The 14,885-nt window shown below is 74.7% G+C and carries 14 protein-coding genes; 5 read left to right on the top strand and 9 right to left on the bottom strand.

Annotation, left to right across the window (positions count from 1 at the left end; all coding sequences use genetic code 11):
• Nucleotide 1: 1 nt before the first annotated feature.
• The 3 genes from rocD to ABZ793_RS20350 form a co-directional block, all read right to left on the bottom strand.
• Nucleotides 2–1,216 (bottom strand): ornithine--oxo-acid transaminase, encoded by a 1,215-nt coding sequence (gene rocD, locus ABZ793_RS20340; RefSeq protein WP_357459417.1) that lies wholly within the window; start codon nucleotides 1,214–1,216, stop codon nucleotides 2–4.
• On the bottom strand, nucleotides 1,213–2,028 hold the full coding sequence (gene ddaH, locus ABZ793_RS20345) for a dimethylargininase (protein ID WP_357459589.1): 816 nt from the start codon (nucleotides 2,026–2,028) through the stop codon (nucleotides 1,213–1,215). The genes rocD and ddaH overlap by 4 nt, the downstream gene beginning before the upstream one ends.
• A 399-nt stretch (nucleotides 2,029–2,427) precedes the next feature.
• Complete coding sequence (locus tag ABZ793_RS20350; protein ID WP_357459421.1) at nucleotides 2,428–3,225, bottom strand: UbiA family prenyltransferase; 798 nt, start codon at nucleotides 3,223–3,225, stop codon at nucleotides 2,428–2,430.
• Nucleotides 3,226–3,363: 138 nt separating this feature from the next.
• Here ABZ793_RS20350 and ABZ793_RS20355 point away from each other — a divergent pair, with 138 nt between their 5' ends.
• On the top strand, nucleotides 3,364–4,173 hold the full coding sequence (locus ABZ793_RS20355; protein WP_357459424.1) for a DNA-formamidopyrimidine glycosylase family protein: 810 nt from the start codon (nucleotides 3,364–3,366) through the stop codon (nucleotides 4,171–4,173).
• A gap of 12 nt (nucleotides 4,174–4,185) precedes the next feature.
• Here the strand turns inward: ABZ793_RS20355 and ABZ793_RS20360 are convergent, their stop codons facing one another.
• The 6 genes from ABZ793_RS20360 to ABZ793_RS20385 form a co-directional block, all read right to left on the bottom strand.
• Nucleotides 4,186–5,082, bottom strand: coding sequence for an aminoglycoside phosphotransferase family protein (locus tag ABZ793_RS20360; RefSeq protein WP_357459427.1), 897 nt, complete (start codon nucleotides 5,080–5,082; stop codon nucleotides 4,186–4,188).
• Nucleotides 5,083–5,227: 145 nt separating this feature from the next.
• Nucleotides 5,228–6,649 carry a WGR domain-containing protein gene (locus tag ABZ793_RS20365; RefSeq protein WP_357459430.1) on the bottom strand — a complete coding sequence of 474 codons (1,422 nt, stop codon included), beginning with the start codon at nucleotides 6,647–6,649 and terminating at the stop codon, nucleotides 5,228–5,230.
• A gap of 137 nt (nucleotides 6,650–6,786) precedes the next feature.
• Nucleotides 6,787–8,166 carry an FAD-dependent oxidoreductase gene (locus ABZ793_RS20370; protein ID WP_357459433.1) on the bottom strand — a complete coding sequence of 460 codons (1,380 nt, stop codon included), beginning with the start codon at nucleotides 8,164–8,166 and terminating at the stop codon, nucleotides 6,787–6,789.
• Between the two features lie 13 nt (nucleotides 8,167–8,179).
• Nucleotides 8,180–9,328: a glutamate--cysteine ligase gene (locus ABZ793_RS20375; RefSeq protein WP_357459435.1), complete on the bottom strand. Its 1,149-nt coding sequence runs from the start codon at nucleotides 9,326–9,328 to the stop codon at nucleotides 8,180–8,182.
• A gap of 249 nt (nucleotides 9,329–9,577) precedes the next feature.
• Nucleotides 9,578–9,925, bottom strand: a complete 348-nt coding sequence (locus tag ABZ793_RS20380; RefSeq protein WP_357459593.1) for a hypothetical protein — start codon at nucleotides 9,923–9,925, stop codon at nucleotides 9,578–9,580.
• 38 nt (nucleotides 9,926–9,963) lie between these two features.
• Nucleotides 9,964–10,431 carry a hypothetical protein gene (locus ABZ793_RS20385; protein ID WP_357459438.1) on the bottom strand — a complete coding sequence of 156 codons (468 nt, stop codon included), beginning with the start codon at nucleotides 10,429–10,431 and terminating at the stop codon, nucleotides 9,964–9,966.
• Nucleotides 10,432–10,746: 315 nt separating this feature from the next.
• Here ABZ793_RS20385 and ABZ793_RS20390 point away from each other — a divergent pair, with 315 nt between their 5' ends.
• The 4 genes from ABZ793_RS20390 to ABZ793_RS20405 all read left to right on the top strand — a co-directional run bounded on the left by ABZ793_RS20390 (nucleotide 10,747) and on the right by ABZ793_RS20405 (nucleotide 14,878).
• Nucleotides 10,747–11,040: a DUF6412 domain-containing protein gene (locus ABZ793_RS20390; protein ID WP_357459441.1), complete on the top strand. Its 294-nt coding sequence runs from the start codon at nucleotides 10,747–10,749 to the stop codon at nucleotides 11,038–11,040.
• Nucleotides 11,041–11,136: 96 nt separating this feature from the next.
• Nucleotides 11,137–11,886 (top strand): membrane protein insertase YidC, encoded by a 750-nt coding sequence (locus ABZ793_RS20395; RefSeq protein ID WP_357459443.1) that lies wholly within the window; start codon nucleotides 11,137–11,139, stop codon nucleotides 11,884–11,886.
• 72 nt (nucleotides 11,887–11,958) lie between these two features.
• A complete protein-coding gene (locus ABZ793_RS20400; RefSeq protein ID WP_357459446.1) occupies nucleotides 11,959–13,371 on the top strand; it encodes a carbohydrate-binding protein in 1,413 nt (470 codons plus the stop codon).
• 130 nt (nucleotides 13,372–13,501) lie between these two features.
• Nucleotides 13,502–14,878 carry a cellulose binding domain-containing protein gene (locus ABZ793_RS20405; protein ID WP_357459449.1) on the top strand — a complete coding sequence of 459 codons (1,377 nt, stop codon included), beginning with the start codon at nucleotides 13,502–13,504 and terminating at the stop codon, nucleotides 14,876–14,878.
• The last annotated feature ends 7 nt before the right edge of the window (nucleotides 14,879–14,885 follow it).

Genomic DNA, 14,885 nt, shown 5'->3' on the forward strand with positions numbered 1-14,885 from the left:
GTCAGCCGGCCAGCACGGCGGCGAGCTGGGCCACCGCGTGGTCGATCTCCTCCTCGGTGATCACCAGCGGCGGGGCGAGCCGGATGGTGGAGCCGTGGGTGTCCTTGGCCAGCACGCCGCGCTCGGCGAGCCGCTCACACGCCTCCCGGCCGCTCATCAGCGCCGGGTCGATGTCCAGCCCCGCCCACAGTCCGCGGCCCCGCACGGCGACCAGGCCCCTGCCGACCAGCGACCGGAGGCCGGCGTGCAGCCGGGCGCCCAGCTCGGTCGACCGGCGCTGGAACTCGCCGGTGGCCAGCAGCCGGACCACCTCGGTGGCGACGGCGCAGGCCAGCGGGTTGCCGCCGAAGGTCGAGCCGTGCTGGCCCGGCTTCAGCACACCCAGCACGTCGGAGTTCGCGGCCACCGCGGAGACCGGCACGATGCCGCCGCCCAGCGCCTTGCCGAGCAGGTACATGTCCGGCACGACGCCCTCGTGCTCGCAGGCGAAGGTGGCGCCGGTGCGGCCCAGGCCGGACTGGATCTCGTCGGCGACGAAGAGCACGTTCCGCTCGGTGCAGACCCGGCGTACGCCCGGCAGGTAGCCCTCCGGCGGCACGACGACACCCTGCTCGCCCTGGATGGGCTCGAGCAGCACCGCGACGGTGTTCTCGTCGATGGCGGCGGTCAGCGCGTCCAGGTCGCCGTAGGGCACGACCGTGAAGCCCGGGGTGTACGGCCCGAAGTCGGCGCGGGCGTCCTCATCCGTGGAGAAGCTGACGATGGTGGTCGTGCGGCCGTGGAAGTTCCCCTCGGCGACCACGATGTTGGCCTGACCCGGCGTCACGCCCTTGACCTGGTAGCCCCACTTGCGGGCCACCTTGATGCCGGTCTCCACCGCCTCGGCGCCGGTGTTCATCGGCAGCACGAGGTCCTTGCCGCAGAGCTCGGCCAGCTCCCGGCAGAAGTCGGCGAACTGGTCGTGGATGAACGCCCGGCTGGTGAGGGTCAGCTTGTCGAGCTGCGCGTGCGCGGCCGCGACGAGCTGCGGGTGCCGGTGCCCGAAGTTCAGCGCGGAGTAGCCGGCCAGGCAGTCGAGGTAGCGGCGGCCGTCCACGTCGGTCAACCAGGAGCCCTCGGCGGAGGAGATGACCACCGGCAGCGGGTGGTAGTTGTGCGCGGTCCACCGCTCCGCGTCGCGGACCGCCTCCGGCGTCCGCAGCATGTCCTCGATCACTTGCTCGCCTTTCCCTGACGGAGTCGCAACGTGCAGCACTTCGGCCCGCCGCCGGCCTTCCGCAGCTCGGACAGGTCGACGCCGATGGTCTCGTAGCCCCGGTCGCGCAGCTTCGCGGCCAGGCCGGTGGCCTGAGCGGGCAGCACCACGTGCCGGCCGTCGCTGACCGCGTTCAGCCCGAAGACCTCGGCGTCGGCCAGCGTGGCGTGCACCGCGTCCGGGAAGAGCCGGCGCAGCACGGCCCGGCTGCCGGGCGAGAACGCCTCCGGCAGGTAGGCCACGGTCCGCTCGTCGAGCACGGTGAGCGCGGTGTCCAGGTGGTAGAAGCGCGGGTCGACCAGCTGCATGGTGACCACCGGGTAGCCGAAGACCTCCTGGAGCTGCGCGTGCGAGGCGTGCGCGGTGCGGAAGCCGGTGCCGGCCAGCAGGAAGTCGCCGGCCAGGAGGACGTCGCCCTCGCCCTCGTTGACGTGCTTCGGGTCGTGCATCTCGAAGCCGGCGGCCTCGAACCAGGCGCGGTACGCGGGGGCCTCGTCGGCGCGCTGCGGGTCGCGGAACTGCACCGCCATCGCCTTGCCGTCGATCACCGTGCCGCCGTTGGCGGCGAAGACCATGTCGGGCAGCCCGGGCACCGGAGTGATCTCCTCGACGGTGTGGCCCAGGTCCCGGTAGATCTGGCGCAGCTGCTCCCACTGCCGGACGGCGAGGTCGGCGTCGACCGGGGCCGTCGGGTCCATCCACGGGTTGATCGCGTAGTCGACGGCGAAGTACGTCGGCCGGCACATCAGGAAGCGCTGGCTGGTGGCGTCCATCGTCATTGTCCTGCTCCCAGGGTCGGGCGCGCCCCGGCCATCTTCGGCCCACGGGGCTGGCGCCGTCCGTCAACGCTATGCGGGCCGGGCCGACAGGATCCACCGGTGATGGTTGCGTGGGGCGGACGATCGTTGCGTATGAGACCGTGCAGCCGTCGAATCATTGCGTCCTGGCGGGAGAGGGCCGCGGTCGCCGCCCGCCCGTCCGTCGGCCGCCCGGGGCGGACCGGTGCGAGGTCGGACCCGGTGCGGGACCGATCGACCCCGGACGCACTTCGGGGGCGGCGAACCGCCGCCCCCGAAAGGATGTGCCCGGCTGGTGAACCACCAGGCTGGTCGGGCGCCGCCGATGAACCACCGGCAATGCCGGCGCACCGCCGGCGAGCCCGACAGTGCCCGCTAGAGGCGGTCCGCAAACTGTGAGTCGAGCCACTCCCGCAGGCGCCCCACCCAGTCGCCGTCGGTGGTCGGCCAGTCGAACTGGCCGGTCATCGCGAGCACGCCCAGGACCACCGCGCCGAGGCCGAACGCGATGCCCAGCAGGGCGTCGGTCTTGCCCGCGATGTGCCGGCGCCGGGTGGCCACGAGACCCAGCACGGCGAGGACCGCGCCGACCGCACCGAGCCCGATGCCGTACCCGGCGAGGGTGCCGGTGAGCACGAAGAGGGCGCCGGCGACACCGACGACGAGGCCGAGCGTGGCGAGCAGGCTGGCCCGGGGCTTCGGGCCGGCGACCACCGGCCGCTCCGGGGCGCGGTCGGCGACGCCGTCGCCGTCCCGGTCGACGGGGTGGTCCACCCGGCGGTCCCGGTCCGTCCCGGCGGCCCGCGCCGCCGCCGCGTCCCGGTCCAGGTCGACCGTCCGGCCGTCGACGGTCCGTTCGAGGGCCGGGTCCGCGTCGGCGATCCGGGGGTTGCGCCGGGTGTCGTCGTCGGCCGGCCGGGCGGTGGCCGCCCGCGCGACCGCGGCGCGCTCGGCCGCCCGCCGCTCGGCGTCGCCGCCCCGCCCGTCGGGTCCGGTCGCCCGACCGTCGGCTCCCGCCGCGGCGCTGCTGCGGTAGGTCGCCTGGTCGCTGTCCCGGTCGGACACCACCGGGCGGTCGGCCCGGCCCGCGTCCTCGGCCCGGTCCCGGCCGCCCGCGTCGTCGTCCGTCGGCACCGGCTCCGTCCGGCGCGACAGGGAAGGAATCTTGACCACAACACACCTCCTGATGAATGCGCGGCGGCCGATGGAGCGGGTGGCGCCCGCGCGGTAACGAACCCGAGGTACCCAGCCGCGACCGCCGCGACACCCGGCCGCGCCGGCGCCGGCCCCGTCCCGGATACCGTTGCCGGCGTGCCCGAGGGACACACCATCCACCGACTCGCCGCGCGGCACGCCGAGCTGTTCGCCGGCGACAAGCTGCACGCCGCCAGCCCGCAGGGCCGCTTCGCCGAGGGCGCGGCCCGGCTCGCCGGCACGGTGCTGGAGGCCACCGAGGCGTACGGCAAGCACCTGCTGCACTACCACGCCGGCGAGCTGACGCTGCACGTCCATCTCGGGCTCTACGGCAAGTTCACCGACGGCGCGGGGGAACCGCCGGAGCCGGTCGGCCAGGTGCGGCTGCGGCTGACCAGCGACCGGCACTGGCTCGACCTGCGCGGCCCGGCCGCCTGCGAACTGCTCACCCCACCCGAGGTGGCGGCGCTGCGCGGCCGGCTCGGCCCCGACCCGTTGCGCGCCGACGCCGACCCCGACCGGGCGTACGCCCGGATCTCCCGCAGCCCCACGCCGCTGGCCGCGCTGCTGCTGGACCAGTCGGTGGTGGCCGGCACCGGGCTGATCTTCGTCACCGAGGCGTTGTTCCGGGCCGGGCTGCCGCCGACGCTGCCGGGGCGGCGGCTGCCCCGAGCCGGCTGGGACGCACTCTGGGCCGACCTGGTGACGCTGATGCGGCAAGCCGTCACGCGCGGCCGGATCGACACCGTCCGCGACGCGCACCTGCCCGAGGCGATGGGCCGCGCCGCCCGGGTCGACCGGCACGGCGGCGAGGTGTACGTCTACCGCCGCCCCGGCGCGCCCTGCCACGTCTGCGGCACGCCCGTGGGCCGGGGCGAGCTGGCCGGCCGCAACCTCTACTGGTGCCCCACCTGCCAACCGGCCTGACGCCCGCCGCGCTCACCCCGGGCCGAGCAGCCAGCGGACCACCTCGACCTGTTGCGGGAAGACCTGCCCCTCGCCGATGCTCCACGCCAGCGTCTGCCCGACCGTCCAGCCCCGCACCCGCTCCCGGTCCAGCCCCAGCTCCGCGCTCAGCCGGTCCAGCCGGCGCCGGACGGCGACCGGCGAGTGCCCCAGCTCCGCCCCGCGCACCAGCGGCACGACGCCGAACTCCCGCTCGCCGGTCAGCGGCTTCGGGTCGATCACCAGCCACGGCTCCCGGGTCGCCCGCAGCACGTTGCCGGCGTGCAGGTCCTGGTTGACCAGCACCTGCTCGCCCTGACTGCCGACGAGGTCGCCGAGGAGCCCGAGCGCCGCGTCGAGGAGCCGCCGCTCGTACGGCCGGCCGGCCCGTTCCCAGTTCGCCGGCAGCCGCTCGCACCACCCGGCGGCCTCCTCGGCGAGCGGGGTGAACGGTGGGCCGGCCGGTCGCCACAGCCGGGGCAGCAGCCCGACCGCCACGTCCAGCGCCGCGTCGGCGGGCAGCTCGTGCAGCGGCGTGCCGGGCACGCACCGCTCCACCAGCAGCGCCCGCCGGTCCGGGTCGTGCGCGAGCAGCCGGGCCGCCCCCGCCCCGGCCCAGTGTCCGAGCGCCGTCGCCTCGTGCACGCTGTCCGGGTCCGGGTACTGGAGCTTGAGCACCGCCGGCGTGCCGTCGGGCAGCGCGGCCGGCAGGGCCAGTGACGCGAAGGCGTACGGGAAGGGGCGTCCCACCCGTAACTGCCAGCGTTCGACGCACTCCGCCAGCCGGGCCGGCAGCACCGCCCGCCATGCCCGGCCCGCCTCGACTTCCTCGGTCCAGCGCAGCCCGTCGGGGATCTCCAGGTCCACGGCCATCCGGTCATCCTCGGCCACGCCGGCTTGTCGCGTACAACCGTTTCCGGGCCGGGGCCGTCTGGAACAGGGGCTGGGCGGTGCGCCCGAGCTGCCGCTGACGGGCCGCCGGCCTGCCGCTGAACCGGTCCGGGGGCGGTCCCGCACCGCCCCCGGACCGGAGTCGTCAGCGCAGCCGGCGGATGTCGCCGTACGCCCGGTAGAAGCCGCCCCGGCCGGATTCGCGGACCTGGGTGACCAGGTAGCGCGCGCCCGGCTCGCGGATGCCCTTGGGGAACTGCACCGACCAGTCCTGGCGGTAGCCGGGGGAGAGCACGTGCACGCGCAGCCGGCCGCGGTCCTCGACGCACTGCACCACCACGCCGCCGTCGACGTCGCTGGTCACCTCGACTGTCGTCCACGCCGCCGGCTCCGGCAGCCGGGGCGGGGCCTTGACGTCGACCACCTCCGGCACGCTGCCGGCCTCCGCCGCCCGGATCGCCGGCTCGCTGGCGTCGACGCAGGCCAGGTAGCCGCCGGTGGTGACCACGTAGAGCCGCTCCTCGTGGTACTGCATCGAGTAGGCCGAGCCGCAGCCGGTGCCGAGCTTCCACAGCCGGTTGCCGGCCGCGTCGAAGCAGTAGATCGAGGACTGGCTGTCACCGGCGAAGACGAACCGGCCGCCCTCGGCCGTGGCGCAGGAGAAGACCGGGGCGTCGCAGCGGTAGGTGCGCTCGGTGCGGCCGTCCTTCGCCAGCCGCACCACCTCCCGGGTACCGGTGCCGGCGAACACCGCGCCGGGCTCCTGCCAGCCGAAGAGCACCGAGCCGGTGCGGGTGTGCCACAGCTCCTGCCCGGTGCGCCAGTCGTAGCCGGTCACCCCCTGCGAGTGGCCGTGGTAGACCGCGTCGGCGTCGCAGCGCACCATCCAGGCCGACCGGCCGCGCCCCGCCCGGCGCCAGAGGAACTCGTCCTCGTGGTCGACGGCGGCGATTCCGCCGTCCGCGTCGGAGACGCCCAGCACCCCGTCGTGGATGTCGAGCCAGTAGATGTCGATGTCGGGGGCGATCGCGTACGCCACCCGGGGCACCTTGCCGGACAGGTCGTAGACGTTGCCGTCGTCGCACCCCGCGTAGATCCAGGCGTCGTCGGCGACGATGCACTTCACCCCGTCGGGGAGGCGGACCTGGTCCAGCACCCGGGCGTCGTGACCGAGGGTCGTGATGACCCCGCGCTCGTTGCCGACCATGCAGGTCTGCCCGTCGACGAAGATGCCGAAGGCCGGGGCGCCGGAGTCGTAGCGCCAGAGCACCGGGGCGGTGCGGGCGGTGGAGCGGGTGCTGACGATCTGTCGCCGGGAGACGGCGCGCTTCTGCCGGGCGCCGCGCACGGCCGGCGCGTATCCCTTGCGGACCTTCTCGCCGATCTTCTTGGCGGCGGCCGCGCGGGCGCGGGCGTTGTCCGGGTATGCCGTGGTCTTGACCTGGCCCTGGTCGCCGATCCGGCCGTAGCGGACGGTCAGCGCGGCGTCGTCGACCACGACCTCGTAGAACTTGTGCGCGCCACCGTCCACTTCGGACAGTTCGAGGTAGGTCGTCTCCTGCGACAAGGGGGCCTCCGAGGGATCAGCGACCGGCCCGACGTGGCCGGCGCGGCGACAGCGGGCACACGGTAACCGCCACCCCCGACAAGCTGCCCGAGGCAGGGAAGAAGCCTCCTCCACCTCAGGCGTGCGGGAAGGTACGCCTACCGGTCGGAGGCGGACAGGGCGTCGACGGCCTTGCGGGCGGCGATCAGCACCGGGTCCCAGACCGGGGCGTACGGCGGGGCGTAGCCGAGGTCGAGGGCGGTCATGTCGTCCACCGTCATGCCGTTCCACAGCGCCACCGCGAGCGTGTCGATCCGCTTCGCGGCCTCGGACCAGCCGACGATCTGCGCTCCGAGCAGCCGGCCGCTGGGCTTCTCCGCGATCAGCTTCACCGTCATCGGGCGGGAGCCCGGGTAGTAGCCGGCGCGGTTGGTGGACTGCGCGATCACGGAGACGAACTCGAAGCCGGCCGCCCTGGCGTCCCGCTCGCGCAGCCCGGTGCGCCCCACCTCCAGGTCGCAGACCTTGGTGACGGCCGTGCCGATCACGCCGAGGAAGGTGGCGTACCCGCCGCCGATGTTGATGCCGGCCACCCGGCCCTGCTTGTTGGCGTGGGTGCCCAGCGGCACGTGCACCGGCATCCCGGTGACCCGGTGCACGGTCTCCACGCAGTCGCCGGCTGCCCAGACGCCCGGCACGCCGGCCACCCGCATGCGGCGGTCCACCCGGACCCCGCCGGTGACGCCCAGCGGCAGGCCGGCGGCCTCCGCGAGCGCGGTGTTGGGGCGTACGCCGAGACCGAGGACGACCAGGTCGGTGGGGATCGGCCCCTCGGCGGTGACCACCGCGGAGACCCGGCCGTCGGTCTCCTCCAGCCCGGTGACGGCGAGGCCGGTGCGGATGGTGATGCCGATCGCGCGCATCGCGTCCGTGACCAGCTCGGCCATGTCCGGGTCGACGGTGGACATCGGCTGCTCGGCCTGCTCCACCAGCGTGACGGAGAGCCCGCGCTGGATCAGCGCCTCGGCCATCTCCACGCCGATGTAGCCGCCACCGACCACGACCGCCCGGCGCGGCCGGGGCTCGGACTCCAGCCAGGCGCGCAGCGCCGCGCCGTCGTCGAGGGTCTGCACGCCGAACATCCCGCCGGTGTCGGTACGCGCCCAGTCCGGCTTCGTCGGCACCGCGCCGGTCGCGTACACCAGGGTGTCGAACCGCTCGCGGACCTCGCCGCCGCTCCCGAGGTCCCGCGCGACCACCTCGCGCCGCTCGGTGTCGATGGCGGTGACCTCGTGCCGCATCCGGACGTCGATGGCGAACTTCTCCCGGAACGTCGCCGGGTCGCGGGCGATCAGCTCGTCCCGCTCGGGCACCAGCCCGCTGATCCAGTAGGGGATGCCGCAGGCCGAGTACGACGTGAAGTGCCCGCGCTCGAACGCGACGATCTCCAGATCGCCGCGGTCGCGGCGGCGGCGCGCCTGGGACGCCGCCGCCATGCCCGCCGCGTCGCCACCGATGATGATCAGCCGTTGCGCCACGGGGACCATCCTGTCACGGGCGACCCGCCCCGCGGGTCTGTCGCGCGACGTCGGAGACCACGTCCACGAGCGTGCCGCCGCGGGCGAGGACGGCGCGCTGCCGGGCCGCCCCGCTGCCGTGCCGGCGCAGCCCGCCGACCAGGTCGGTCACCTCGTCCAGGTCGCCGTGCCGCTCCAGCGCCGGGCGCAGCCGCTCGACGAGCTGGTCGAAAAGCTCCCACGCCGGGCGCAGCTCCCCGTCGGTGAGGTCGACGCCGTCGCCCTCCAGCCCGTCGTGCGCCGCCCGCCAGTGCGCGGCGACCAGCAGGTGGTGGTCGGTGCGGATGGCGGGCCGGCCGGCGGCCATGTCGTCCAGCGCGGTCGCCACCATGGCCCGGACCAGCGCGGCGACGAGCACCGCGTCGTCCACCGACGGGCAGACGTCGCCGATCCGGATCTCCACGGTCGGGTACCTGGCCGACAGCCGGGCGTACCAGTAGAGCATCCCCTCGTCGAGCATCACGCCGCTGGCGACGAGCTGCCGGATCAGCCGTTCGTAGTGCTCGTGCGACTCCAGGAACGGGGTGGGCGCCACCGACGGCCAGCGCTCCCACTCGATCGACCGCCAGCTCGCGTACCCGGTGTCCTCGCCCTTGGCGAACGGGGAGTTGACGGTCACCGCGTGCAGCACCGGCAGCCAGGGCCGGACGTGGTTGAGCACCTGCACCCCGGTCTCCGGGTCGGGCACCCCGACGTGCACGTGCATGCCGTTGTTGCCGGGGCCGGGAACCAGCAGGCGGAACCGCTCGACCATCCGGTCGAAGCGCGGCTTGTCGACCACCGGGGGCACCGGCCCGTCCACCGGCCCGGTGCCGATGGCGAGCAGCCGTACGCCGGCCCGCTCGGCGGCGTCGGCGAGCGCGGCTCGCAGCACCCCGAGGGAGTGCCGGATGGAGGAGAGTTCCAGGCCGGGCGGGCTGCCGATCTCGATCTGGCTGGTCTGGAACTCCCGCTCCACCTGGCCGCGCAGCTCGGGCGGCACCTGCTCCATGACGAGGTCGACGGCGGGCACCGCGGCCCCGGTGTGCGGGTCGACGAGCAGGAACTCCTCCTCGACACCCACCGTGAGCAGATCCGTCCCCTCGGCCGCCGCGCTCGGGGCCTCCGCCACCTGGCCGGTCATCGCCACCACCGTCCGTTCGCGCCCGGCCGCGGTCCGTCCGTGCCGGGTCGGCCGGTGGTTACCCACCGTGCCGACGCCGGGAAACGCGGCCCGGCGCGTCGACCGGCGTGTCGCCCGTCGCGTGCGGGCCCGCCCGGCCCCCTGCCGGCGTCACCGCTGCCGGCGGCAGGCCGCGCGGGTCCGGTGTCACCGCTGCCGGCGGCAGGCCGCGCGGAGCGGTCGCCGGCGGCCGTCCTCGCCGCCCGGCCGTCACCGTCTGCGGTCGCCCTCGCCGTCCTGCACCATGGCGCGGACCCGGCGCAGGGTCGCGTCCTGGGCCAGGATGGCCTCCCGCCACCGGTCCAGCGTCCGGCGCAGGTCCCAGACCGTGGCCCGGAGCTGCTGCACCTGTTCGCGGGTCGCTTCGAGTTGGGCCCGGGTGACCAGGGCGGTCTCCTCCAGCTCGGCGACCCGGGTGCGCAGCGGCTGCACCAGCGTGAGGGCGGCGTCGGTGAGGGTGTCGGCGGCGTCCGCCTTGAACTTGCCGCGCTGCACCACGACGGTCGCGATGGCGGCGAGACCGCCGGCGCCGCCGAGGACCCCGAGGATGGAGAGCAGGACCTGCACCCACTGCGGCGCGCTCGACGCGGACACGTTCACGTTCCACCTCCGGTGGAGGCCACGCCGCGGCCCAGTCCGGCGGGCTGGGCCGCCTGGGCGGCCCGGGTGAGGGCGCGCAGGTCGCGCACGATCTGTGCGGCGCGCCAGCCCGAGCCGATGGACACCGCCCCGACGAAGGAGGTCGCGGCGACCCCCTGCTGCCCGGCGACCACCGCCACGGCGACGGCGTACATGCCGGTGATCGTGCCGAGCATCAGCACCGAGGCGAGCTCGGTGCCGAGGGCGGTGGAGAGCCGGCCGGGCCAGAAGATGCCGAGCAGCCCGGCGACGCCGGCGACGACGAGACCGAACTCCCACCCCACCTGGATGGGGCCCGGCATCGCCATCTCCACCGACTGCGGCCGGACGCCCAGCGAGATCAGGAGGACCCCGCAGACGGGGGTGGTCGCCATGACGGCGATCTCGAAGGGCTGGTGCCGCGGGCGGATGCGGTTGTGGGGCACGGTGGCTCCTTGGTGGTGGCCCACCACCTCGTCGAGGCGGCCCGTCGGGCCGGGCGGGCGCCCGGCCGTGAGGGGGTGTGCCGGGAGGGCCCGCTCCCGCTGGCCCGGTCGGCTCGGCGGCCTGCCCGACGGATCGGGCGGCGGATCGGTGACCGGGAGTGACGACAGGCCGGCGTTGGCCCGTCGATGCCCCAAGTCGTACCACTCCCACGGAGGCTCCGTCCACCCCGGATCTGTCGTAAAACAGCAGGTCAGGGCGTTCGGGAGTCGCCGATCGGGCCGGCCGGCGTGACAGCGGGCCCTAGGCTGGTCGACGTGCCGGGAGCGTGGCGGATCGTGTTGGGGACGTGGGCGTACGCGCTCACCCACCTGGCCCTGCTCGCCGACCGTCCGGCCGGGCTGCTCGCCGGGGCCGCACTGACCGCCGTCGTGCTGCTCGCCGCCGTGCTCGCGCTGCACGCGGCGGGCGGCGTCGGCGCTCCCCGGGCCGGCCGCGCCGCCGCCCTGCGGGCCCGGGCCCGCGGCCGCCGGGTGCCCCGGCAGGTCGATCCGGACGCCGCCGGGCGTCCCCGCCCCCGGGCGCCCGGGGCCGTTCCCTCGGCCGCGTAGCGCCGCCGCCGCGCGGCCGATTCCGCCGTCACCCGAGGCCCGGCGACGCCCTGTCGTCCCGTCGGGCCGCTACCGGAATCGGAACGAGGGATCACCATGCTCGCCTTCGCACCACTGCACGACGCCGTCGGCGCCGCCGGCCGCGCGCTCTCCTGGCTCACCACCCTGCTCGAACCGCTGGCCGGCGGCGCGGCCACCGCCGCCGCGATCGTCGTCCTCACCGTGGCCGTCCGGCTGCTGATCTCGCCGCTGACCCTCGCGCAGGTTCGCGGGGAGCGGCGTCGCGCGGCGCTCGCCCCCGAGGTCCGCGACCTCCAGCGGCGGTACGCGCACGACCCCGCCCGGTTGCAGGGCGAGTTGTTCGCGCTCTACCGGGCCAACGGCGCCAGCCCGGTCGCCGGCTGCCTCCCGATGCTGCTCCAGGCGCCGGTCCTGCTGGTCATGTACCGGCTCTTCACGACCGCCGACGGCGGCACGGGGCTGCTCGCCGAGCGGCTCGCCGGGGTGCCGCTGGGTCACCACCTCGGCGACGGCCTGGGCGGCGCGGTGCTGCCGCTGTTCGGCGTGCTGCTGGCAGCCCTGCTCACCCTCGCGTGGTGGACGTCGCGGCGGATGCGGCGTGCCGCGGCCGCGACCGGCACGGTGGCCGGTACGCCGACGGAGGGACCGGGGGCGGCGGTGCTCGGCCGGCTGCTGCCGCTGCTGCCGTACGCGACCGTGCTGGTGGCGCTGGTGCTGCCGCTGGCCGCGGTGATCTACCTGGTCACCACGACCGCCTGGTCGGCGCTGGAGCAGGCGGTGCTGCGCCGTCCGCAGGTCGAGCCGGCAGGCATCGATCGACATTGACATCTGTCGGGTCGGCACGTACAACTCGTGAGAGAGCGCTCTCTCGACCCGTCACCGCAGAGAGGCACGTCCATGACACCTGCCCCGGCGGCCCCCGCCGCCCCGCCCCCACGACGCCGGCCGGCCCTGGCGTCGGCCCTGCTCGCCGTTGTCGCCACCACCGCCCTGGCCGGGGTGACCGTGACCGCGAACGCCGCCGTGCCGGCGCCCGCGCCCGGCTGGAGTCTGGTGTGGAGCGACGACTTCACCGGCGCGGCCGGCACGCTGCCGTCCGCCGCGAACTGGATCATCGACACCGGCACCAGCTACCCCGGCGGCCCGCCCAACTGGGGCACCGGCGAGATCCAGACCTACACCGACAGCACCGCGAACGTCAGCCACGACGGCGGCGGCAACCTGCGGATCACCCCGCTGCGCGACGCCTCCGGCCGCTGGACCTCCGCCCGCATCGAGACCGTACGCAGCAACTTCAAGCCCCCCTCCGGCGGCGTGCTCGCCATCGAGGGCCGGATCCAGATGCCGAACGTGACCGGGGCCCAGGCGGCCGGCTACTGGCCGGCGTTCTGGGCGCTCGGCTCGCCCTACCGGGGCAACTACCAGAACTGGCCGGGCATCGGCGAGTTCGACGTGATGGAGAACGTCAACGGGATCAACTCGGTCTGGGGCGTGCTGCACTGCGGCTTGGCCCCCGGCGGGCCGTGCGACGAGTTCAACGGCATCGGCGCGTCCCGGCCCTGTCCCGGCAGCACCTGCCAGTCCGCGTACCACACCTACCGCTTCGAGTGGGACGCCTCGGTCAGCCCGCAGCAACTGCGCTGGTACGTCGACGGCCAGCTCTACCACACGGTGAGCCAGTCCCGGATCGGCGAGCCGTACTGGTCGCAGATGACCGGCCATGCCGGCTACTTCCTGCTGTTGAACGTGGCGATGGGCGGGGCCTTCCCGAACGGGGTCGCGGGTTCGGCCACGCCGACGGCCGCCACCGTCCCCGGCCGGCCGATGCTGGTCGACTACGTGGCCGTCTACAGCCGGGGCGGCGGCACCACCCCGCCGCCGACGACCCCGCCTCCCGGTGGCGTGCGGGACGCGTACGCGACGATCCAGGCGGAGTCGTTCAGCGCGCAGAGCGGAGTGATCGTCGAGGCGTGTGCCGAGGGCGGCCAGAACATCGGCGCGCTGCGCGACGGCGACTGGGTGCGCTTCGACAACGTCGAGTTCGGCGCCACCCCGCCGCGCGACTTCGTCGCCCGGGTCGCCTCCGGCGCGGCGGGCGGGGTCAGCGGCCTGGTGGAGGTCCGGCTGGACAGCCCGACCGGCCCGCCGATCGGCAGCTTCGCGATCGCCAACACGGGGGGCTGGCAGAGCTGGCGCTCGGTGCCCGGCAACGTCGCCGGCCCGACCGGCCGCCGGACGGTCTACCTGACCTTCACCAGCGGCCAGCCCGCCGACTTCGTCAACGTCAACTGGTTCACCTTCCGCCGCTGAGCCGCGGGGAACCCGGGCGGTCGCCGCCCGGGTTCCCCGCCCCACCACCCCTGGACAGAAACAGTTAACAGTCCTAATAATGGGCGTCAATGTTGATGCTTATGGATGTCGTCCGGGTGTGGAGGGTGCTGTGAAACGGTCCAGATCTCTGGTGTTGTCGCTGGTCACCGCCGTGGTCGCGGCGGTCGGGGCGGTGTGGGTGGCGATGCCGGCGTTCGCCGCCGGGGCCACCGCGAGCTTCGTCAAGACGTCCGACTGGGGGTCGGGCTGGGAGGGGAAGTACACGATCACCAACGCCGGCGGCACCACCGTCGACGGCTGGGCCGTCACCTTCGACCTGCCGGCCGGAACGACCGTCGGCTCGTACTGGGACGCCCTGCTGACCTCGTCGGGCCAGCGTTACACCTTCACCAACCGGTCCTGGAACGGCAGCATCGCCCCGGGCGCCTCCGTCTCGTTCGGCTTCCTGGGCAACGGGCCAGGCGCCCCGGCCAACTGCCAGCTCAACGGCGCGTCGTGCGGTGACGGCACCGCCCCGCCCACCACCGCGCCCCCGACGACGGCGCCGCCGACCACGCCGCCCCCGACCAGCCCGCCGCCGAACACCGGGCTGCCGAAGCACATCCTCACCGGGTACTGGCACAACTTCGACAACCCCGCCGTGGAACTGCGGCTGCGCGACGTGCCCGCCGAGTACGACGTGGTCGCGGTCGCGTTCGCCGAGGCCACCGCCACTCCCGGCGCCGTCACCTTCGCCGTCGACCCGGGGCTTTCCGCCGCCCTCGGCGGCTACACCGACGCGGACTTCTCCGCCGACGTGCGCGCCCTCCAGTCCCGGGGCAAGAAGGTGATCATCTCGGTGGGCGGCGAGACGGGCCGGGTGGCGGTCAACGACGCCGCCTCCGCCGCGGCGTTCAGCGACAGCGTCCACGCCCTGATCCAGCGGTACGGCTTCGACGGCGTCGACATCGACCTGGAGAACGGGCTGAACCCGACCTACATGGCGCAGGCGTTGCGCTCGCTGCGGGCCAAGGTCGGCAGCCGGCTGATCATCGCGATGGCCCCGCAGACCATCGACATGCAGTCCCCGGGCAGCAGCTACTTCAAGCTCGCGCTCGACATCAAGGACATCCTCACCGTCGTGAACACCCAGTTCTACAACTCGGGGGCGATGCTCGGCTGCGACCGCAACGCCGCGTACACCCAGGGGACGGTGAACTTCGTCGTCGCGCTGGCCTGCATCCAGTTGGAGGCCGGGCTGCGTCCCGACCAGGTCGGTCTCGGCCTGCCGGCCGGGCCGGGCGCGGCCGGTGGCGGCGTCGTCGCGCCGAGCGTGGTGAACGCGGCGCTGGACTGCCTGGCCCGCGGCACCAACTGCGGCAGCTTCCGCCCGCCGCGCACCTACCCGGGCATCCGTGGCGCGATGACCTGGTCGGTCAACTGGGACGTGACCAACGGCAACGCCTTCGCCCGCACGGTGGCCCCCCACCTCGCCACCCTGCCCTGACGGCCCC

It is taken from the genome of Micromonospora sp. NPDC047465 (assembly GCF_040643125.1).
In the GTDB taxonomy this organism is placed as follows: Bacteria; Actinomycetota; Actinomycetes; order Mycobacteriales; family Micromonosporaceae; genus Micromonospora.

Excerpts from the sequence above, each read along its gene's own strand:
- ddaH (WP_357459589.1), bottom strand. The coding sequence starts at position 2,028 with ATGGACGCCACCAGCCAGCGCTTCCTGATGTGCCGGCCGACGTACTTC.
- ABZ793_RS20375 (WP_357459435.1), bottom strand. The coding sequence starts at position 9,328 with ATGACCGGCCAGGTGGCGGAGGCCCCGAGCGCGGCGGCCGAGGGGACG.
- ABZ793_RS20395 (WP_357459443.1), top strand. The coding sequence starts at position 11,137 with ATGCTCGCCTTCGCACCACTGCACGACGCCGTCGGCGCCGCCGGCCGC.
- ABZ793_RS20400 (WP_357459446.1), top strand. The coding sequence starts at position 11,959 with ATGACACCTGCCCCGGCGGCCCCCGCCGCCCCGCCCCCACGACGCCGG.